The organism is Cryobacterium sp. Sr8, from assembly GCF_004403225.1.
GTDB classification, from domain to species: Bacteria; Actinomycetota; Actinomycetes; order Actinomycetales; family Microbacteriaceae; genus Cryobacterium; species Cryobacterium psychrotolerans.
The window spans coordinates 37,000-57,832 of record NZ_SOHO01000060.1; the positions used below are offsets into that span (position 1 = coordinate 37,000).

Consider the following 20,833-nt stretch of genomic DNA (forward strand, 5'->3'; position numbering starts at 1 on the left):
TTATCGAAGAGATACAGCGACAGTGATGTCCGATTCGCCCACAACGAAGTGAGGAAGCCGTGCAGTTCCACCACCACGGATACGTATCCACAGACCCGCGCATCCAGGACGCCGCGGGGGTCGGCATCGATCGCCCCGACGAACTCCCCGAGAACGTCGACGTGCTCATCGTCGGAACGGGCCCCGCGGGCATGATCACCGCCGCCCAGCTCTCCCAGTTCCCCGGCATCACCACGCGTATCGTTGAGCGCCGCGGCGCACGTCTCCCGATCGGGCAGGCCGACGGGATCCAGGCACGCAGCGTCGAGACCTTCCAGGCGTTCGGTTTCGCCGAGCGCATCATCGCCGAGGCCTACCGCATTACCGAGATGGCCTTCTGGAAGCCGGACCCGAGCGATCCCTCGCGCATCATCCGCACCGCCCGCGCGGTGGATGACCCCACCGGCATCAGCGAGTTCCCGCACCTCATCGTCAACCAGGCGCGCGTGCTGGACTACTTCGCCGAGGTGATGGCCAGTTCGCCGACGCGGATGACGCCGGATTTCGGCCTGGAGTTCCGCGGCCTGTCGAATAGCAACGAGGGCGAATATCCCGTCACGGTGACGCTCGCGCACACCACCGGGGAACGGGCGGGACAGGAGCGCACCGTTCACGCCAAGTACGTGGTCGGCGCCGATGGCGCCCGCAGTGGCGTGCGCGACTCCATCGGCTGCACGCTCGCCGGCGACCAGGCAAAGCACGCCTGGGGGGTCATGGACGTTCTCGCGGTCACCGACTTCCCGGACATTCGCACGAAGTGCGCGATCCAGTCCGGCTCAGGCGGAAGCATCCTGCTCATTCCGCGCGAGGGCGGCTACCTGTTCCGCATGTACGTCGACCTGGGCGACGTGGCCGACGGTGACAATGGGGCCGTGCGAAAAACGACGATCGACGAGATCATCGGGAAGGCGAACGCGATCCTGCACCCCTACACGCTGGACGTGAAGAACGTCGCCTGGCACAGCGTGTACGAGGTCGCCCATCGTCTCACCGACCGATTCGACGACGTGCTCCCCGCAGAAATCGGCACCCGCACGCCGCGCGTCTTCATCACCGGTGACGCGTGCCACACGCACAGCGCCAAGGCCGGCCAGGGCATGAACGTGTCGATGCAGGACGGCTTCAACCTGGGCTGGAAGCTCGGCCATGTGCTCGACGGTCGCAGCCCCGAAACCCTGCTCGGCACCTACTCGGCCGAGCGTCAGGTCATCGCCAAGAACCTCATCGACTTCGACAAGGAGTGGTCGAGCCTGATGGCGAAGAAGCCGGAGGAGCTCGACGTGCCGTTGGAGGAGTTCTACACGAAGACCGCCGAGTTCCCGGCCGGTTTCATGACGCAGTACCCGCCGTCGATGCTGATTGGCGAGTCGACCCACCAGGAGCTCGCCACCGGGTTCCCGGTCGGCAAGCGCTTCAAGTCCGCCCCCGTGGTTCGCGTCGCCGACGCCAACCCGGTGCAGCTCGGACACCACCACCGCGCCGACGGGCGCTGGCGCGTGTACGCGTTCGCGGATGCTGACCTCTCCGGTGAGCCCTCGGCACTGGCGGACTGGGCGCACTGGATGCAGACCTCGCCTGATTCGCCGCTTCTCGTGCACACTCCCGCGGGGAGCGACATCGACAGCGTCTTCGACGTCAAGGTGGTCTACCAGCAGGCGCACGCCGGCGTGGACATCGGCCGGGTTCCCGGCGCGTTCCTGCCGAAGACCGGTCCGTTCGCGCTGATCGACTACGAGAAGGTGTACGCCGCAGACCCGGAGCACGACATTTTCGAGCTCCGCGGCATCAACCGCGGTGGCGCCGTTGTGGTGGTGCGCCCGGACCAGTACGTGGCGAACGTGCTGCCGCTGACGGCGACCGCGGAGCTGGCTGCGTTCTTCCGGCAGATGCTGCTCGTGCGGTAGCCGGCTGGACGCGCTACGATGTACGTGATGTACTTCATGTACGTCCCCAACGGAGAAGAACAGCCATGCCAATCACAGCCGACTACGGCTCGTTCACTGACGCACGTCTGCACCTCAAGGACGTCCTCGACGCCACTGAGCAGGGGCGCATCGTTACCGTGCTCCGCGACGCCCACTTGTCGGCAGTTATGCCGGCCGAGAAGCTCCGCGGATACTTCTACCGCACGGTCTCGCCGCGTGTGAAGGTGTACAGGGAGGACGGGCGTACGATCGCCCTCATGCAGGACCGCCCCTTTGTCTCGGAGGGCGAGGATATCTCTGGCGCTCTCGCAGACCTCGCTCTGTCGCTGCGGGAATACGCGGATGATTGGGAGGACCGGCTCCAGGGTGCACCCAACCACACGGCCTATTGGGCGCTCGTTCAGCTGATCAAGCTCTCCGACGAGGATCAGCTCCTCGATTGGCTTGAGTGCGGTGGTGAGTAAGCACCCGGCTGCCACGCGTGAGCACCACGACGAGTTCTGCGAGGGAGAAGGCTGGAGCATCGTTCGCGGAGCTACGGGCCGGCCGGTATCGCACCATCGCACGTACGAGTTGACGCTATGGGACGGGCGAATCCTTCGAACCCGCATCTCGAAGCCCATCGACAAATCGACATACTCTCCAAGCATGTGGTCACGTATCTTACGAGAGCAGCTCGAAGTGACCGTGGATATCTTCTGGGCGTGCGTCCGCAAAGGGCGGCTCCCCGATCGGGGCGCACCCAAGAACCAGTGCGCCGATAACGCTCTGCCGCTCTACCTCATCCGAGCACTCAGCGAACTCGGCGTGGACGAGGCCAGCATTCTGACTCTGACACCGGGAGAAGCCGCAAACCTGCTCGCAGTGAAGCTGACTGAACAACAAAACCGGGGCTAGTTCCGCGGGGCAACGGCGCCTCTTCGACGTGCTCGACGCGCTTCCACAGCAGGCGTATGACTGTTCGCCGGCCGTCCTCACCTATGCGAGGGACCAAAGGCTGGAGCCTGCAGGCTGGACGGTGCTACTCGGCGGACGGCCGCTGCCGTTGCCGTTTCGTCGCCGACCGCTGCTGCTTTGCGGCGAGGTGCCGCCGGCCCGAGCCCCGGGTGGGTTTGGTCGGGCGGCGGGGAGCCGCATCGGGGGCAAGGCCCGCGGCCACGAGGTCGGCGAGCTTGGCCAGGGCGATCTCGCGGTTGCGCAGCTGGGAGCGCCGCTCGGAGGCGGCCACGGTGATCACCCCGGCGACGAGGCGACGTCCGAGTCGCGTGAGCAGCAGCATCCGCTGGTCATCGTCGAGTGCCGCCGAGTCGGCGACGTTCCAGAAGAGCTCGACGCGGCTGTCCGAGGTGTTGACGTGCTGGCCGCCGGGCCCGGACGAACGCGAGAACCGCCAGCCGAGTTCCGACGCGGGAATCGTGAGCGCGGGCGACACCTCCAGATCCATGCCACCAGCGTGGCACGATGCAGGTGCGATTGAAGCATCAATGCCGCGCGTGAGGGGTCGCAAATCGACCTTCCACGGGCCAACGAAGGTCGATATGCGACCCCTCACGGCGGAAGCTGATGAAGTCGGGCCAGCTCAACCCGCCGATGAACCTGATCACCCAGGCCGAGATCCCCGAGGCGATCGACAGACGCATGGAGCCCTCAGAGAACATCCGCATCGACGTCGGGGACGGGGCGGTTTCGGGAGCGTTCGCCCGGCCGGCCGGCGCAGTTTCGACGCTGGTCGTGGCGCCGGGCGCGGGTGCGGGCTTCGACCACCCGTTCCTCGTCGGTTTCACGCAGGCGCTGAACGATCAGGGGGTGGCGACCCTGCGGTTCAACTTTCCGTACCGGGAGGCCGGCAGGCGCTTTCCCGACCGCGCACCCACGGCGATCGCCGTCTGGCGGGCGGCCATGGATGTCGCGATCTCCCGTTCCCCAGGCGAACCCGTCTGGGCGGGAGGCAAGTCCTTCGGCGGGCGCATGGCCTCCATGGCGGTGGCCGCCGGCATGGCGGCAGCAGGCCTGGTCCTGCTCGGCTACCCGTTGCATCCGCCCGGCAAGCCGGAGACGATGCGCGACGAGCACCTGTACGGAATCGACCTGCCGACGCTGTTCCTGCAGGGCACGCGCGACCCGTTCGCCACCGTCCAGGAGCTCGACCAGGTCGTCGAGAGGATCGGCGCAACGGCGACGCTCCAGTGGCTGGTCGAAGCTAACCATTCGTTCGAGATCAAGGGCGCCAGGCGCAGCCCCGCCGAGGTGGGAGCAGCGCTCGCTCCGGCCGTCGCCACGTTCTTGCGGGAAAGTAGCCGGCCCGGGGTCGGTTGAACAGCGCCAGGGCCGCTTCCTCAGGCGCCCCCTCCGCTGCCTGGAACGCCCGCACCCCGCTGCAAACGCTTTGGCGGCGCAGGGCGGGCTACACGGACTCCAGCACGCTGACGTAGTTGGCTATCCCGACGCCGCCCATGTTCTGGACGACGGCGCGCCGGGGAGCCGGAAGCTGCATGTCCCCCGCGGTGCCGGTCAATTGCATCGCTGACACCACGTGTTGGGAGACTCCCGTCGCCCCCACCGGGTGCCCCTTCGCCTTGAGGCCGCCCGAGATATTCACCGGGAGCTTGCCGTCACGGGACACCCAACCTTCCTCGATGGCCTGGCGACCCTGGCCCGGCGCGGTGAGGCCCATGACCTCGTACATGATCAGCTCGGCGATCGTGAAGCAGTCGTGAACCTCAGCGAAGTCCAGGTCGTCCAGCCCGACGCCGGCCATCGCCAGGGCGCGTTCGAAGGAGACGCGGGTTGCCGCGAACTCGGTCGGGTCACGGCGGGCGGCCGGCAGGAAATCATTGGCCTGCCCGAAGCCGGCCAGACGCACCGGATCGGTCACGGCGGAGCCCGCGCGGAACCGGTCCGAGGTGAGAACCACGGCTGCGGCCCCGTCGGAAATCGGAGAGCAGTCGGTGCGGCGCAGCGGGCTCGCCACCATGGGGTTCTTCTCCGACACGGTGCGGCAGAAGTCCTCCCCCAGGTCCTTGCGCAGTTGCGCGTAGGGGTTGGCGAGGCCATTTCGGTGGTTCTTGGCCGCGATGGAGCCCAGGACGTCTCCGATCGGTCCGTAGCGCTCCTCGTATGCCCTGGCCACGGTGGCGAACAGTCCGGTGAAGCCCGTCGTGGAGAACTTCCCCGCCATGTCATAGTCAGCGCCGAGGAGCGCAGACCCGACCAGCTCCGGGGAGGCCTGCGTCATCTTCTCGGCCCCGATCACCAGCACGGTACGGGCAGTGCCGGCGAGAATCGACTTCACGCCCTGCTGGAATGCGGCCGACCCCGAGGCGCAGGCGTTTTCCACACGCGTCGCCGGCACATTGACCAGCGCCGGGTCCGTTTGCAGGACCAGGGACGAGGGGAAGCCGAGCGGTAACAGGCCGGAGTTGAACTGACCGAGGAAGATCTCGTCGATATCCGCGGCATCCACGCCCGAATTGGCGATCGCTTCCGACGCGACCTGCACGATGAGGGTTTCCAGGGTGTCGTCCACAAGCTTGCCGAAGCGAGTGTGACCCCACCCGGTCAGCAGCACGTCGGTGCCGAACTGTTCCTTGAGGCTCATTCGGCCACCTCGCTCAGGTCTGCGGTGACGGAGAAGGCGGGCTCGGTGCTCGCGCGGATCTGCTCGACGGTGACTCCGGGGGCCAGACGGCAAAGCCGTAGTCCGGCATCCGTCACGTCGAACACCGCGAGGTCGGAAACGATGCGGTCGACCACTCCCACCCCGGTCAGCGGCAGGCTGCACTCGTTGACGATTTTCGCCGAGCCGTCCCGCGCCGTGTGCTCGGTGAGCACGACCACGCGCGGGGTGCCCGCGACCAGGTCCATCGCCCCGCCCATGCCCTTGACCATTTTCCCGGGGATGGTCCAGTTGGCGAGGTCCCCGGCCCCGGAGACCTGCATGGCGCCGAGGATGGCGACCTTCACGTGACCGCCGCGGATCATGCCGAAGGAAGTGGCCGAATCGAAGATTGACCCGCCCGGCAGTACGGTGACGGTCTGCTTGCCGGCGTTGATCAGGTCGGCGTCCTCCTCGCCCTCGAAGGGGTAGGGCCCCATTCCGAGCAGCCCGTTTTCGCTCTGCAGCGTCACCCGGATGCCCGCGGGCAGGTTGTTTGCCACGAGGGTCGGGATGCCGATGCCCAGGTTGACGTAATCGCCGTCGCTGAGTTCCCCGGCCGCGATCGCTGCCATTTCGTCACGTGTCCATGCCATGATTTCCTCCTTGAAGTTGTGGGTTGCTGCGGCTACGCGACGGCCGCGACCGGCCGCTGGCGAACGGTGCGCTGTTCGATGTCCTTGGGTCGGTTCCCGGCCAGGACCAGCCGCTGGACGTACACCCCCGGGGTCACGACGTGCTCCGGGTCGATGTCGCCCGGCTGCACGATTCGTTCGGCCTCGGCAACGGTGACGAGGCCGGCCGTGGCGACGATGGGGTTGAAATTGCGTGCGGTGTACCGGTAGACGAGGTTGCCGTCGGTGTCGGCCAGGTGCGCACGCACGAGAGCGACATCGGCGACGATCCCGCGCTCCTGGATGTAGGTCACGCCGTCGAACTCATCGTGCGGCTTGCCCTCGGCGATCAGGGTGCCGACACCGGTCTTGGTATAGAACGCGGGGATGCCGGCTCCGCCGGCGCGCAAACGCTCGGCGAGGGTGCCCTGGGGGCTGAATTCCACCTCGAGCGCTCCGGCCAGGAACTGCTCGGCGAACAGCTTGTTCTCGCCCACGTAGGACGCGATCACCTTGCGCACCTGCCCGGCCTCGAGCAGCACTCCGAGACCCTTGCCGTCGATGCCCATGTTGTTGGACACAACCGTGAGATCCTGCACCCCGGATGCGCGCACGGCGTCGATCAGGTCCGCCGGGATTCCGCTCAGGCCGAAGCCGCCGACCGCCAGGACCATCCCGTCCCTGAGTGCGTTACCGAGCGCGTCGGCCGCGCTTGCATGAACCTTGGACACTGGATCTCCTCGTTGAGTCGTCGTGGTTGCACCGAAATGCGGCATTGCGCGTGTCCACTTTATGGACAATTGATTTACAATCAATCGTATTCGCCCAACGGAAGAACTGTCAATGCCCGCGACCACGGTGCGTTGATTACGCCCACGGGGACGGAACGATATCATAGAGATATCCACATTATGGACAGGAGAACTCATGCTCGGTTTGTCGGGAACGGCCGCCGGCGGAAAGCCCGTGCAGGGCGCCCAGGTCGTCAGCAGGGTCGCGCTGCTCCTCCGGCTCGTCGGGCGGGACCCCAACGGATCCGCCCTGGCTGACATCGTGCGGGACTCCGGGCTGACCCGCCCGACGGTCTATCGCCTGCTGGGTTCGCTCGCCGCCGAGGGGCTCCTGGAACTCGATCCGAAGAGCAACACCTGGCGCTATGGCCCGGAGATCTTCGTCATGGGTACCGTCGCCGCGCCGCGGTATCCGATTGAGGACCTCGCCCGGCCCTCCCTGCGCAGGCTCGCCGACGCGACCGAGGAAAGCGCCTTCCTTTCGGTCCGCCGCGGCAACGAAACGGTCTGCCTGCTGCGCGAGGAAGGCAGCTTCCCCATCCGGTCCTTCGTCCTGCACGAGGGCGTGCGGTTCCCACTCGGTGTCGCCTCGGCGAGCATGGCCATCCTCGCCGCCCTGCCTGACCCCGAGGTGGACCAGCTGCTGCTGGATGCGGACCCGGCCTTTGTGCAACGGTGGGGCGAACAGAACTCCCCAGCAGCCATGCGCGCCGGCATCGAACGGACGAGGGCCGCCGGGTACGCCGTCAACCCCGGGATGATCGTCGAGGGCAGCTGGGGCATGGGCGCGGCCGTCTTCGACCCGGCCGGCCGGCCGGGGTGGGCATTGTCGCTGACCGGCATCGAACCCCGCTTCCGGCCTGAACGACAGGAGCACCTGGGGCGACTCCTCGTCGAGGAGGCCCAGGCGATAACACGGAAATTGCGGCAGGACGAATCCGCTCCCGCCCGCTGACCCGGCGCTCCCTACGCGGCGTCGATGCCGAAACTCTTGAGCTTGCGGTAGAGCGAGGACCTCGCGATTCCCAGTGCCGCCGCGGCGCGCACACGATTGCCCTCGGCATCGTGGAGGGCCGCCACGATCATGTCCCGCTCCCCCGATTCCAGAACCGAAAGGAGCCGGCTGGCGCCACTGTGGCAGTATCCCGGCAGATCCTCGGGCTGGATCTCACCGACGGGCCGTTTGAGCAACGCCACGGCGAGCGCTTCTTCCAGCTCCCTGATATTCCGCGGCCAGGGGTAGCGGGAGATGACGCGCATCGCGGCGGGGCTCACCGCGGCGCGGCGCCCCCCGGTCACGTTGGCGATGACGTGCGCCACGAGCAGGGGGAGGTCTTCAATCCGGTGCCGAAGCGGGGCCACCGTCACCGCCCTCGCGAAGTGCGGCAGGAGATCCCGGAAAGGAAGTCCGGAACCAAGATCGGCGTCTGAAACGGTCGCGGCGATGAAGATCGGCCGGTCGCTGGCGGCGAGCCCGACCAGGAAGTCGTTCAGGACGACGACGCCGTCGATGCTCAGGCGGTCGATGTTCGTGAAGAGGAAGAGAGTGGGATCGACCGTATCGGCCAGCGCACGCTCCGCATCCCTGATGCGTGGCCCATCCAGGTCGGCCGACGCGAACACCATGGTGCGGCCGCCCGGCACGGCACTCCGGTAGAGATCGGCAATGAGCGAGCGTTTTCCACACCCGGTCTCACCCGTGACCAGCAAGGCGACGTCATCGCGGAGCGCATCGGAGATACCGCTGCAGGCCCGGTGCCACAGGAGCGAACGGCCATCGCCGGAGGCGACGGACAGGTCCGCGACGGCCGGCCCGGCTCCAAGGGAGGCCGGCTGTGTCTCGCCTGCGCGGTAGCCGCGACCGGATGCCCGATGCTCCAGGGATGCCGTCTCCGAGACGATCTGCACGGCCACGACGATCCCCGCGACATCATGACCGACGATGATCCGTGTTCCGCGGAGGTGAACGACCTTCCCGGACGACAGCTCGATCTGGTCGACGGGGTTGCTCTGTCCCATCATGAGATAGCGCGCGTGTTCATGTATCGTGCGCTGCTCGGACGGTTCGAAGAGGTTCTGCGCGACGGCATTGCCCATCACAATCGAACCGCCGATCGCCATCAGGGCGCCTCGAGTGCGGGAGTCCAGCCGGATGAACGTGTCGAACAGGGCCTGCTGGCACTCGTTGCGATCGACGAGCAGGTTGCGCTCGATGTCGTGTGCCGCCGACCTCACCAGGGAATGCATGAGCGGACTCGAATGCTCGGTCAGGCAGCTGATATCGAGCACGCCCTCGACCCGGCCGGTGGCAGGGTCGCGGATGGGGCTCCCCGCGCAGGCAAAAGGCTGGAGCTGTTCGTGGAAGTGCTCCGGACCGACGATGTACAGCGGTTGGCCTGACTCCAGCACCGTGCCGATGCCGTTGGTCCCGACCGATCCCTCGGCGTAGTTGAACCCCGGCGCCAGCGAGACCTTGTCCAGCAGGGTGCCGATGGTCCTGTCGGTCTCCGACCGGCTGAGAATCCTCGCCCGGTAGTCGGTGAGCACGATACTCAGGGGCATTTCCGACAGGTCATCGCTGAGCCGGGCGATGACCGGCGCGGCGCTGCGCATCAGGCGCCCGGTCAGGTCAAGGTCCTCGTGGTACGCGGCCTGCGACGTCGCGGCGTCGACTCCGGCCGAAAAGGAGCGTTGCCAGGATGCGGCGACGACCCCGGGCACTGTCGTGGACTCGGCCCGGCCTGACCGCAGAAAATCGGCCCGTGCAGTCGCGATCCTTGAACGACGCTCGACGATTCCCGGCATATCTACTCCTTTGTGGACCCTGCAAGCATGCGCTTCCAAGCTTGGGATCCGCTACACGAGACGTGTCCCAATCTGGGACAGGTCGCTGCGGAGGCCCGGAGCCACTGTTGGTTGGTGGCCCCGAAAGGGCCCCCACGGTCATTCACAAGACAGACGCAAAGGAGCGCTCATGGAACGTTTGATCAACATCGACAATGGCGGAACACTCACGGACATCGTGGTCGGCAGCGGGACGGATTTCACGTTCACGAAGACCCTGACCACCCCGGTCGACCTGTCACAGTGCCTCTTCGACGCGATGACGAAGGCGTCGGCGCAGCTCTTCGGCAAGGCCGACCTGGCCGGCCTGCTCCACTCCACCCGCCACATCCGCTACTCGTCCACCCAGGGCACCAACGCCCTGGTGGAGCGCAAGGGACCGCTGATCGGCCTGATCACGGATGATCCCCAGCTCGTTGACGCGCTGCGCGCCTCGGAGGAGACCGCGGAACTCTGGGTCGACCTGATCGGCGCCCGCGTCGAGGTCGTCTCCCCCGACGGGACGCCCGAGGAACTCGCCAGGGAGCTCGTCGCCGGGATCAACCGTTTGACGACGGCGGGGGCCGAACGGCTGGTGGTCGCGGCATCCAGCCTGGAACGCGAGCACCTGTACAAGCGCACCATGCTGAAGAACTTCCCCCGGCACCTGCTCGGCTCGGTGCCGATTCTCTTCTCCCGCGAATTCGCCGCGGACACGTCGCGGACGCGGCAGGTGTGGTCCGGCATCCTGAATTCCTTCCTGCACCCGACGGTGGAGCGTTTCCTCTACAGCGCGGAGCACCGGCTCCGGGCCTACAAAGTCAAGAATCCCCTCCTGATCTACCGCAACGACGGCGCGTCCTCCCGGGTCGCGAAGTCGGTGGCCCTCAAGACGTACTCCTCTGGGCCTCGCGGCGGGTTGGAGGGCACTCGCGCCCTGGCCGAGGCTTACGGCCTGGCGAACGTGCTGATGATCGACGTCGGCGGCACGACCACCGATGTCGGGGCCGTGCACGATTCAACGATCGCCGTTGACCGGCGCGGTTCGATCCAGGGCGTGGACATCTCCTATGAGATGAGCGATGTTCGTTCGACCGGCGTGGGCGGAAGCTCGATCATCGCCGTACGTGACGGCGAAATCACGGTCGGCCCGGAGAGCGTCGGGGCCGCGCCCGGCCCGGCCTGCTTCGGATTCGGCGGAACGCAGGCCACCATCACCGACGTCAACCTCCTGCTCGGAGTGCTGGATCCGGAGACGTACCTGGAGGGCGAGATGGCCCTGGACGCCGAACGCTCCCGCGCCGTCATCACCCGGACCGTCGCGGAACCGCTCGGAATCAACCTCGAAGAGGCGCTGATCCTGATGGAGGACACCTACTCGCGCCGGCTGGCCCACGCGTTCGCGGACCTCGTCGACCCGGCCGGTGACACGACCGTTGCCGCGTTCGGCGGCGGCGGGCCGATGAGCGCCTGCGGTGCGGCCCGGCTCGCCGATGTCCGCCACGTGCTCGTGCCTCGCCTGGCCGCCGTCTTCTCGGCATATGGGATCAGTTTCTCCGACATCGCGCAGTCCTACGAGAGCGACGTCACCGGCCTCGGCGCCGCGGCGATTGACGCGGCGAAGCAGCGGATGGAGGCGTCTGCGGCCCGGGACATGTTCCAGGAGGGACACAACCTGAGCGAGTGCGACCTCGAGTGGACGACCATCACTGAGGGCGAGGCTGAAATCCTGGCGCTCAAGGCGGTCTTCCGGCTGCCGCACCCCACCTTCGACGGTGGCCTGCCGGCCGAGAACAGCGTTGCCGTGGCGAGCGGCACGCGGCAGGTGCGGTCCTCCGCGTCCCAGGTCGACACGGTGTCGGTCTACCGGCTCGACGATCAGAAACCGGGCGCCGCGGCATCCGGCCCGGCAATCGTCGAAGGCCCGTTCTTCACGGCCAGGGTACCCGCCGGCTGGCGCCTGAACATCTCGGCCGCCGGCGACCTGCTGCTCACCGACACTCACGGTCACCAGCACAAGTAATCAGCAACTTCCCGTAACCCACTTTGTTTCCCAAGGAAGGTAAAAACAAAATGCGCGTCCCTATGACGGAATACCTCTTCATCGACCTCGACACGGAGAGATGGATTTGCCGAGTCTGCGCCCACGACTTCGGTGATGCTCGCGGCAACTACAAGGAGGGGACGCTGGTCTATGACCGCGATCCCCGGGAGATCCACCCGCCGGTGATCGACCCTGAGAAGTACGAATTCACCTTCTCGCCCGACCCCGCCTTCTGTCGCATCCTCGAGTTCTATTGCCCGACCTGTGGCACCCAGATCGAAGCCGAATACCTGCCGCCGGGGCATCCCCCGACCGTCGACATGCTCTGGGACATCGACTCGCTCCGCGAGAAATGGGAGGCCCGGGGCGACAACCCCGAAGAAGTCGTCAACTACGGCCCGGGCGAAAACGCCGTCACGGACCTCAGCGCCCGCTTCGACTCCGTCGGCGGCCACACGCACGGAAAGGCAGGACACTGACATGAAACGGATCTCTGTTGACATCGGTGGCACCTTCAGCGATTGCTTCTTCGTCTGGGATGACATCTACATCGAATCAAAGGCTCTGACCACGCACCACAACCTGGCCCTGGGCTTCAACGAGGCCCTCGACCGGGCCTGCGCACGCGCCGGGATCTCCCGCGAAACGGCCCTCCACGAGGTGGACTCGGTGCGCTACGCCACCACCCTCGGCACCAACGCCCTGATCGAGGGCAAGGGGCCCCGGGTCGCGGCCATCGTCACCCACGGCTTCGAGGACACGATCCCGCTGTCCCGGGGTCGCGGCTACGGTGAGGGTCTCGACGGCATCAAGCAGGGCGACATGCCCGATGCCCAGCGCCCGGAACCGCTGGTGCCGCGCCGCCTCATCCGTTCGGTCAAGGAACGCATCGACTCGGTGGGCGAGGTGCTCGTGCCGCTCATGTACGACGACGTGCGCACCCAGGTGCGCGAGTTGGTGGACAACGGGGCCGAGGCCATCGTCATCGCGCTCACCAACGCGACCGAGAACTCGGTGCACGAGGACCGCATCCTGGAGATCATCCTGGAGGAGTACCCGACGCACGAACTGGGTTCCATCCCGGTGCTCCTCAGCAGCCAGGTCTCTGGCCGGAAGGGTGAGTACGTTCGGGCCATGGCCACGATCGTGGACGCGTTCCTGCACGAAACCATGTTCCACGCGCTCAACCAGCTCTCCAACAACCTGCGTGATTCCGGCTATAAGAAGCCCATGCTGGTCATCCACAATTCCGGCGGCATGGCGCAGCCCAACTCCACGGATGCGCTGCAGACGATCCACTCCGGCCCGATTGCCGGCGTCGGGGCGGCGCAGCACCTGTCCGAGTCGACCGGGCTCGGCGATGTGGTCTCGATGGACATGGGCGGAACGTCGTTCGACATCGGCCTCGTGCCGGAGGGCGGCGTGCGGCACTACGACTTCCAGCCCACGATCGGGCGCTGGCTGGTGTCGGCTCCGATGATCCACCTCAACACCCTGGGAGCCGGCGGCGGGTCGATCGCCGCCTACAACCGCATCCACCACGCCATCCAGATCGGGCCGGAGTCCGCCGGGTCGGATCCGGGACCGGCCTGCTACGACCGCGGCGGCCTGCGCCCCACGGTCACCGACGCCGACCTGGTCCTGGGTTACCTCGACCCGGACAACTACGCCAACGGCCACATCCAGCTCAACAAGAAGCGTTCGCTGCACGTCATCGATGACACGCTCTCCGACGAGCTCGATCTCGACGCGGTCGAGGTGGCCAAGGTGATCAAGCGCACCGTGGACGAGCAGATGGCGATCGGAATCGAAAAGGAGCTGCGCTCCCGCGGCGGACTCATCGAGGACTACACGATGCTCGCCTACGGCGGCAACGGCCCCCTGCACGCCTGCGGCATCGCGGCGAGCGCGGGGATCAGCCGTATCCTGTTCCCGCCGTTCGCGTCGGTGTTCTCGGCGCTGGGAGCCGGCAACATGCGGCCCCTGCACATCCACGAGCGCAGCGCCTATGTCGTGCTCTACGAGCCCCTGAAACGGAGCCTGTACAGCAAGTACGAGACGATGAACGGCTACATCGAGGAGCTGGAGGCCAAGGGCGCCGAAGACCTGGTTCGCCAGGGTTACGACCGCGGCGACGTGCGCTACCGGCTCGAGATGGACATGCGTTACGGCAACCAGCTCGTGACCACGGCCGTCGCCTTCGACATCAACCGGGTCGACGGGGTGGCCGACGTGCTGCACCTGATCAAGACCTTCTCCGAGATCTTCGGCGAGCGCTACGGCGAGGGCACGCAGGCGCCCGAGGCGGGCATCCGGGTGCAGACGATCCGGGTGGCCTCCTACATCGAAGGCGAAGTCATCCAGTTCGAGTCCATCCACGCCGGGGGTGAGAAGACGAAGCCGGCGCCGGTGTCCCACCGTGAGGTGCACTTCACCAACATCAGCGGCGCCGTCGACACCCCGGTCTACGACGCCGACGCGCTCAAGCACGAGTACGTCATCCACGGGCCGGCGATCGTCACCACCGAGAACACCACCTACCTGGTCGAACCGGGATGGCGGCTCGAACCCACAGTGCAGGGGGCCGTGTGGCTGCTCAGCGACTGACTACCCCTCACACCATTTCTTCAGCACGCGCAAGCAAAGGAGCTTGAGAACAATGACAATGACAACCAGCGAGTTTGTGCCCACCGGCGGAAACGACGAAGAATCCCAGCTGCTCACCAACCAGGAGCAGCAGTGGGTCGACAAGTTCATGGACGAGACGACGCTCTTCCTCGGCCCGGACCCGGCCATCATGCGGCATCACGAGATCATGCCGCGCAGCAAGTACGAAGAGGAGTGCATCGCGCAGGGCGTCGACCCCCTCGAGATCGACCGCATCCGCAAGCGCCTGGCCGGCGCTTTGGATGAGGCCTTCGAAATGTGCGAGAGCATGGGCGCCGCGCCCGGCGCGAAGTGGGCCGACCTGTCGTGCGCCGTCTACACGGCCGAGGGTGACGTCACCTACCTGTCCAACCGCGGGGTCATCGCCTTCTCCGCGGTGCTGCACCACCCCATCCGCTACATCATGAAGAACTGGAAGGACGAGCCCACCGTCGGCATCAATGAAGGCGACGGATTCTTCCACAACGATTCACGCTTCGGCATGGTGCACAACACGGACCAGTCCATGCTCGTGCCCGTGATCCGCGGCGGAATCATCATCGCCTGGGTGGGCGCGACCATCCATGAGGGAGAAAACGGCGCCTGCGAGCCCGGCGGCATGCCGTCAGGTTCGGAATCGCCCTTCGACGACGGTCTTCGGGCGTCCCCGATCAAGATCGTCGAGCGGGGTCACCTGCGTCGCGACCTGCTGACCTTCCTGCAGCACTCGACCCGGGATCCGAAGCTGATGCTCGCCGACATCAAGGTGAAGATGGGCGCCGTGCGGCGCATCATGGACACCGTCGACCGCCTCATCGACGAGGTCGGCCAGGAGACCTTCGTGGCCTCCCTGCGCGTGACGGTCGAGGATGTCGAGACCGAGGTGCGTCGTCGCATCGGCGAGCTGCCCGACGGCACGGTGACGTTCAACCAGTTCGTCGACTCGACCCTCAAAGAGAACATCCTGATCAAGTTCGCCTGCAAGATCACCATCAAGGGTGAGCGGATGATCGTCGACCTCACCGGCACCGGCCCCGAGATCCTCAACCGGGCCATCAACTCGCCGCTGGCATCAACGAAGTCCTTCATGGCCCAGGCGATCCTGTCGTACTGGTGGCCCGATCTCCCCCGCAGCACGGGGGCGCTCTCGCCCATCGAGGTCATTACCGAGGAACACAGCTGGGCCGATGCCGGCTACGACGCCCCGGTCGGTCAGTCCCTCCAGGCGTCATTCCGTGGGTTCTCGGCACTCCAGACCGCCTTCGCGAAGATGCAGTTCTCCTCCCCGCAGAAGTACTCCAACGTCGTGGCACCCTGGTTCAACCAGATCAACGACTTCCTCTGGGGCGGCACGACGCAGAACGGGGAGCAGGTGGGAAACCTCTGCGCCGACCTCAACGGCATGGGCGGTGGGGCGAAAGCCTTCCGCGACGGAGAGGATGCCGTCGCGCCGCTGTTTTGCGCGATGGCCGACATCGGCGAGCAGGAGGTCATGGAGGAGGAAGTTCCGTTCCTCCAGCTGGTGAGCAAGCGGCTTGTCCGCGACAACCAGGGCTTCGGTAAATTCCGCGGCGGCATGGGCTACGAGATGATCGTCGCTTCGAGAGGCACGCCGAGCTGGGGCTTCATGACCGTCACCTCCGGGTCGAAGTTCTCGTCCGTTCCCGGCATGTTCGGGGGCTACGGCTGCCCGGTCTATCCGCTGGCCATCGTCAAGGGCATCAACATCTACGACATCATCCAGAAAGATCCCACCCAGTTCGACCTGTCGATCGAACGCGTCATGAACGAGCAGCCCTTCGAGGGAGGCGACTACCAGTCCGCGCACATGGGACTGCAGTTCGACGTGGCGAAGGAAGGCGAGCTGTACATGATCGCCCAGGGCGCCGGCGGCGGCTACGGCGACGTGCTGGAACGTGACCCGGAACTCGTGGTGACCGACCTGGAACTGGACCGGATCTCCGCTCAGGTCGCCACGGGCATCTACGGGATCGTCTGGGAACCGGAGACCTACGTCGTGCACGAGCAGGCGACCATCGAGCTCCGGGCCCAGATCCGCCGGGACCGGATCGCACGCGGCAAGCCGTACCACGAGTTCGTCGCGGAATTCGTGCAGGACGAGCCGCCGAAGGATCTGCTGTACTACGGGTCATGGGGGCAGGACAATGACGAGGAACTCGTGGCGACCCACTGGGGCGGCCTGGAGCCTGAGCGGGTCACGGGCAAGCTCGGCGAACTGCCGCTGATCATGGTGCCCGATCGCCGGGTGCTGAAGATCGCCCGTCTTGAGGAGCGCGTGCGCGAACTCGAGCAGAAGTACGGCGAAACGGTCGTGCACAAGTCCTGAGCACAGCTCTCGTTGCCCCACGCCGGCGCGGGGCCTCCCTGTCGACAACCGTCGGCGGGAAGGCCCCGCTTTCCGGCCCCTCATTCTCGTGAAGGAAAAATCGTGACCACCTCCCTTATCGCCGTCATCGCCCAGCCGCCGTCGGGCCGCACCAGGGCTGTCCTGATCGACAGCCACGACTACGCGCAGTCCGTCATCCTCCAGGGCAAGCCGGTCCCCTGGCACGAGCCGATGGCCTACTCGAACTTCTTCGGCCAGGCGCAAGGACTGCTGGGGTCCGACGTTGCCCTGCTCAGCCTGGACCGGTTCTACGCGCACCGGCTCGAGGGGAACGTCGGCCTGTCAACGGCGATGAGCGCCAGGCCCCGCACCGGATACGCACTCCGAACCCTGCTCGGTGATGCCGATACGACCCGGGCCGTGATCGACTTCGCCACGATCTTCAGCAAGACCCAGCGCGAACCCATCGTGCTGCAGATACCCTCGCCGATGCAGTGGCTCGCCCGCACTCACGCCTTCTCCCGCGTCTCCGATGTCGACGACCTCGACGCCGATGACGCCGAAAACGCATCCATGTATGTGGCGGACTGGCTCCGAGGCTTCGCTTCCCTGCCGCTGGCGGCGGTGTTGCTCGACGACAGGCCCGGGGCGAGCGACCCCGTCACCGTGCCGGTACCCCTCGACACGTACTCCCCCATCGCGAACGTCACCGACCACTACCAATGGACACTCGGTATGCGGCGCGCCAACGGGGTCGAACTCAAGGGAACCGCCGCCTCGGGATCCCTCATCCAACCCGAGTTCTGGTTCGATGACGGCCAAACGCCCCCAGCCGGAGACTTCCTTCTGGGAGAGATCCCGCCCGCGGCCGTCCCCGAAGATGTCCTGGCCCGAATCTCGACGCTGTTGTGAGTGTTGGGCCCTCTCCCTCCGTGACGCCGTTGTGCGCGCCACCCGACGCCCCTGACTGCGAGAACCACCGCCAGCGCAGGGCGCGGCGGCTCAGCGCCAGTCGATCGAGACGACGGATGTCGGCCCCGAGATTCCCTTCAGCTCTAGCGAGCGACGCCCGGTCTCGCCGAACGAGCGCCGGCTGCCCGAGAGGCTCGTTTCACTGACCAGGATCTCGGACCCGGAGGCGGCTGCCGCGATCCGGGCGGCGATGTTCACGCCCGTGCCCGAGTAGTCCGAGGCGACTCGCGTCGCCTCGGCGGCGTGAATGCCGACCCGGATTGACGGGGCGAAACCCTGGGTGTCGCGTTGCTGGGCCAGGCGGCGCTGCAGGGCGATCATCGCCTCGATCGCGCGGTCCGTGTCGTCGAAGGCGAGGAAGAAGCCGTCTCCGATCTCCTTGACCTCCTCCCCGCCGTGCTCCGCTACGGCCGATCGCACCGCCTGATCGTGCCAGTGCATGAGCTTCCCAAGGCTTCGTCGCCGAGCAGCTCGCCCAGCTTTGTCGAGTCGACGATGTCGGTGAAGACGAACGTCTTCAGCTGTCGAGCGTCGGCGTGCCTCGGCGCGCCGCCTTCCTGTTCGCCGAGCTGCTCGAGGAGCTGCCGGGCCATCGACAGGTCGATGAGGGCACCGAGGTGCTCGAATGTGTCGGCGGCGGCCCGCAGCTCGACCGCGGCCCGGTCCGCGTTGTCGTTCGCCGCGCACGCCTGTGCCAGGCCCATGCGCGCCCGCGCTGCCTCGTGCGGAGCGTCCAGCCTGGTCCACGCGTCGACGGCGGTGCGGAGGGTGACCTCGGAGGCCGGAGCGTCACCCGACGCCAGCTGGAACATCCCGCGCGCGCTTGCGACGCCTGCGCCGATCGCCTGGCTGCCGAACCGGTCCGCGAGTGCGCCCAGCTCATCGACGGCCGCGCGCGCAGTCACGAGATCTTTCGCGGCCAGGGCGATCTCGATCTGGGCCCGGAGCAGGGGCATCCGCATCAGCGGCGTGTCCGGCGGAGCGTCCCAGGACGTCGTTCTCGGCGGGTCCTCGAGGGCGCGCCGAATGGACGCCGCTGCTACTCCAGTGCGTCCCTGCGCGAGGCGCAGCAGCGAGAACGCCGGCTCGGTCTTCGTCCCGCGCGCGTGGGCCTGCGTCAGCACCTCCTCGGCAGCCTCCAGGTCGCCCCGCTGGAGGCGGATCGCACCGATCCGGTAGAGCGCCAGGGCGGCCGCGGCCGGAATGAAGTTCTCGAGTTCGATCGATGCCCGGCGCGCCTCGGCCTCCGCTTCCAGCCACTGGCCCCGTAGCTGCTTGATCTCGGCTCGATAGAGGCGACACATGCCCGGGAACCCGTTGATGCCCTCCCGTTTGCACCAACGATCCTGCGCTTCGATCCACTCGGACGCGCGTCGCCACTCCCCCAGGCTCGCGCACGTGCCGATCGTGGTGCAGCAGATTCCGCCTGCCGTTCCCGGCTCGAGCTCACCGGCGACGGCCGCAACGCTGGACTCGTCGACCAGGGCGAGCCCTTCGTCGACATGACCCTGGTTGACCAGCGCGAACCCGCGTTCCGCCTGGGCCATCGCCGCAATATCCCGATCCCCCAATCGCCGCCCGATCTGCTCGGCCAGGGTCGCCGCCTGGAGGGCGGTATCGATGTCGCCGACCGTGGACGCGCGGAACGAACGCACGATCGCGAGCCAGCCATGCGCGGCGTTTTCCGGCACACTCTCGAGCAATCCCTCGGCGCGGCGGGCCCAGGCGGCCGACATGGAATCGGCAGCCCGGTAGACGTTGTCACGCGCCAGGGCGACCGCCGCCATGGCGGCCGCCTCGGGCCGGTTGGCCTTCATCGCGGCGGCATAGCTGCGTTCGCGGACCTCGATGGCCTGGGGCAGCTGACCCGTCCACCACGCCGCTGTCGCCAGGAGTTCGAGGTCGCCCGCATCCAGCTGGCCCTGGGCGTCGGCCGTGGCCAGGTGCTCGAATGCCTCCCCCCACGCATGGCGCGTAAGGGCGACGCGACCCTGCTCAACCAGGGTGGGCGCCGCAGGCGCCGGTGAAGATGACTTCGTCGCCATGCGGTCATTCTGCACCCGATTGGTGCGCCGGTCACTTGCGGCAGCGCACCCTGCGGTCCCACGCAGCGCGAATGCATCAACATCACGGAAGCCGTGTCCCAGATCCAGCGGGCAGCATCCGAGCTTTCGGCCGGAGGTACCCGTCTGGTGGTGATCGGCGGTGACCACACGATCGCCCTGCCGCTGTTGCGGGTGGCCGCCGAACGGTACGGGCCGATCGCGATGCTGCACTTCGATGCCCACGTCGACACGGGGGATATGGATTGCGGCGCCCGCGTTGCCCACGGCACCCCGTTCCGTCGCGCGTCCGAGGAGGGCCTCATCGACCTGACGCCGAGCGAGGTTGGAATCCGCGCGTCGACCAGCCGGGGCCGGAACGCTAGGGGGAGGGTGCCAGGACCCACAGCACTTCGCACTCCTCGGCCGATGAGCTGTTGCGCCACGTGTGTGGATCGCGTCCCCGGAACGTCATGGCATCCCCGGTTCCGAGGGAGAAGGTCTCCTCACCGATCACAATCTCGACGGTGCCGCGCAGGACGAAGACGAACTCGACGTCGCAGTCGAGCGCGTAGAGGTCGGGGCCTGCCGACCCGCCGGGGGCGATCACCGACTGGATGACCTCCATCTGGCCCTGGTTGGACGGAGTCAGAAGGAGTTCGCACGCCCCGCGGCCGCCGAAATTGATCGGGGACCCGTGGCCCGCCCGAACGATCTGGGTCGGCGGCGCTTCGAAGAGGTCACCCACGCGCAGTCCGACTGCGTCGCAAATTGCAACGAGCGTCGCGACGGAGGGCGATACCTGGTCGCGTTCGAGGCGGCTGATGAAACCCTGTGTGATTCCGGCCGCAGCGGCGACGACTTCGAGCGTGAGGCCCTTGCCGAGCCTCGCTGCGCGCAGCCTCGCTCCGATCGGAACCTGTCGTGCCATGGTG

18 protein-coding genes and 1 pseudogene are annotated in these 20,833 nt (G+C 66.9%); 11 read left to right on the plus strand and 8 right to left on the minus strand.

The annotated features are described in order from the left end of the window. The first annotated feature begins 59 nt into the window (after positions 1 to 59). The 3 genes from E3T54_RS12445 to E3T54_RS17110 all read left to right on the plus strand — a co-directional run bounded on the left by E3T54_RS12445 (position 60) and on the right by E3T54_RS17110 (position 2,861). Positions 60 to 1,943, plus strand: coding sequence for an FAD-binding monooxygenase (locus tag E3T54_RS12445; protein ID WP_134475967.1), 1,884 nt, complete (start codon positions 60 to 62; stop codon positions 1,941 to 1,943). Positions 1,944 to 2,008: 65 nt separating this feature from the next. Next, positions 2,009 to 2,428 (plus strand): prevent-host-death protein, encoded by a 420-nt coding sequence (locus tag E3T54_RS12450; RefSeq protein ID WP_134475968.1) that lies wholly within the window; start codon positions 2,009 to 2,011, stop codon positions 2,426 to 2,428. 184 nt (positions 2,429 to 2,612) lie between these two features. Continuing rightward, positions 2,613 to 2,861, plus strand: coding sequence for a hypothetical protein (locus E3T54_RS17110; protein ID WP_206751264.1), 249 nt, complete (start codon positions 2,613 to 2,615; stop codon positions 2,859 to 2,861). A gap of 124 nt (positions 2,862 to 2,985) precedes the next feature. On the opposite strand, the gene arfB is transcribed toward E3T54_RS17110, so the two are convergent. After that, positions 2,986 to 3,408: an alternative ribosome rescue aminoacyl-tRNA hydrolase ArfB gene (gene arfB / locus E3T54_RS12460; protein ID WP_092324465.1), complete on the minus strand. Its 423-nt coding sequence runs from the start codon at positions 3,406 to 3,408 to the stop codon at positions 2,986 to 2,988. A 194-nt stretch (positions 3,409 to 3,602) separates the two neighbouring features. On the opposite strand from arfB, the gene E3T54_RS12465 reads away from it, so the two are divergent. Beyond that, a complete protein-coding gene (locus tag E3T54_RS12465; protein WP_134475997.1) occupies positions 3,603 to 4,280 on the plus strand; it encodes an alpha/beta family hydrolase in 678 nt (225 codons plus the stop codon). An 88-nt stretch (positions 4,281 to 4,368) separates the two neighbouring features. Here E3T54_RS12465 and E3T54_RS12470 read toward each other — a convergent pair whose 3' ends face one another. From E3T54_RS12470 to E3T54_RS12480, 3 genes are read right to left on the minus strand one after another with little or no spacing between them, the layout of a single operon-like run. Beyond that, the gene (locus E3T54_RS12470; protein WP_134475970.1) at positions 4,369 to 5,562 is read right to left on the minus strand and encodes an acetyl-CoA acetyltransferase; all 1,194 of its coding nucleotides are present in this window, start codon (positions 5,560 to 5,562) and stop codon (positions 4,369 to 4,371) included. Beyond that, complete coding sequence (locus tag E3T54_RS12475; RefSeq protein ID WP_134475971.1) at positions 5,559 to 6,215, minus strand: CoA transferase subunit B; 657 nt, start codon at positions 6,213 to 6,215, stop codon at positions 5,559 to 5,561. The genes E3T54_RS12470 and E3T54_RS12475 overlap by 4 nt, the downstream gene beginning before the upstream one ends. A gap of 32 nt (positions 6,216 to 6,247) precedes the next feature. Then, positions 6,248 to 6,964: a CoA transferase subunit A gene (locus E3T54_RS12480; RefSeq protein WP_134475972.1), complete on the minus strand. Its 717-nt coding sequence runs from the start codon at positions 6,962 to 6,964 to the stop codon at positions 6,248 to 6,250. A 196-nt stretch (positions 6,965 to 7,160) separates the two neighbouring features. On the opposite strand from E3T54_RS12480, the gene E3T54_RS12485 reads away from it, so the two are divergent. Next, positions 7,161 to 7,979, plus strand: coding sequence for an IclR family transcriptional regulator (locus E3T54_RS12485; protein ID WP_134475973.1), 819 nt, complete (start codon positions 7,161 to 7,163; stop codon positions 7,977 to 7,979). Positions 7,980 to 7,990: 11 nt separating this feature from the next. On the opposite strand, the gene E3T54_RS12490 is transcribed toward E3T54_RS12485, so the two are convergent. Further along, positions 7,991 to 9,829: a sigma-54-dependent Fis family transcriptional regulator gene (locus E3T54_RS12490; protein WP_134475974.1), complete on the minus strand. Its 1,839-nt coding sequence runs from the start codon at positions 9,827 to 9,829 to the stop codon at positions 7,991 to 7,993. Between the two features lie 169 nt (positions 9,830 to 9,998). Here E3T54_RS12490 and E3T54_RS12495 point away from each other — a divergent pair, with 169 nt between their 5' ends. The 5 genes from E3T54_RS12495 to E3T54_RS12515 all read left to right on the plus strand — a co-directional run bounded on the left by E3T54_RS12495 (position 9,999) and on the right by E3T54_RS12515 (position 17,796). Continuing rightward, a complete protein-coding gene (locus E3T54_RS12495; RefSeq protein WP_134475975.1) occupies positions 9,999 to 11,870 on the plus strand; it encodes a hydantoinase/oxoprolinase family protein in 1,872 nt (623 codons plus the stop codon). A gap of 50 nt (positions 11,871 to 11,920) precedes the next feature. After that, positions 11,921 to 12,370, plus strand: coding sequence for an acetone carboxylase subunit gamma (locus E3T54_RS12500; protein WP_134475976.1), 450 nt, complete (start codon positions 11,921 to 11,923; stop codon positions 12,368 to 12,370). Between the two features lies 1 nt (position 12,371). After that, a complete protein-coding gene (locus tag E3T54_RS12505; protein ID WP_134475977.1) occupies positions 12,372 to 14,498 on the plus strand; it encodes a hydantoinase/oxoprolinase family protein in 2,127 nt (708 codons plus the stop codon). A gap of 52 nt (positions 14,499 to 14,550) precedes the next feature. Then, entirely contained in the window at positions 14,551 to 16,884 is a 2,334-nt protein-coding gene (locus E3T54_RS12510; protein ID WP_134475978.1) for a hydantoinase B/oxoprolinase family protein, read from the plus strand. 102 nt (positions 16,885 to 16,986) lie between these two features. After that, a complete protein-coding gene (locus E3T54_RS12515) occupies positions 16,987 to 17,796 on the plus strand; it encodes a hypothetical protein (RefSeq protein ID WP_134475979.1) in 810 nt (269 codons plus the stop codon). A gap of 90 nt (positions 17,797 to 17,886) precedes the next feature. On the opposite strand, the gene E3T54_RS12520 is transcribed toward E3T54_RS12515, so the two are convergent. Further along, positions 17,887 to 18,276, minus strand: a complete 390-nt coding sequence (locus E3T54_RS12520; protein WP_166804917.1) for an adenylate/guanylate cyclase domain-containing protein — start codon at positions 18,274 to 18,276, stop codon at positions 17,887 to 17,889. Further along, positions 18,261 to 19,901, minus strand: coding sequence for a hypothetical protein (locus tag E3T54_RS12525; RefSeq protein ID WP_134475981.1), 1,641 nt, complete (start codon positions 19,899 to 19,901; stop codon positions 18,261 to 18,263). The genes E3T54_RS12520 and E3T54_RS12525 overlap by 16 nt, the downstream gene beginning before the upstream one ends. Before the next feature lie 18 nt (positions 19,902 to 19,919). Here E3T54_RS12525 and E3T54_RS12530 point away from each other — a divergent pair. Then, a pseudogene (locus tag E3T54_RS12530) lies at positions 19,920 to 20,258 on the plus strand (arginase family protein); the annotation flags it as partial. Positions 20,259 to 20,280: 22 nt separating this feature from the next. Here E3T54_RS12530 and E3T54_RS12535 read toward each other — a convergent pair. Beyond that, on the minus strand, positions 20,281 to 20,829 hold the full coding sequence (locus tag E3T54_RS12535; RefSeq protein ID WP_134475982.1) for a helix-turn-helix domain-containing protein: 549 nt from the start codon (positions 20,827 to 20,829) through the stop codon (positions 20,281 to 20,283). Between the last annotated feature and the right edge of the window lie 4 nt (positions 20,830 to 20,833).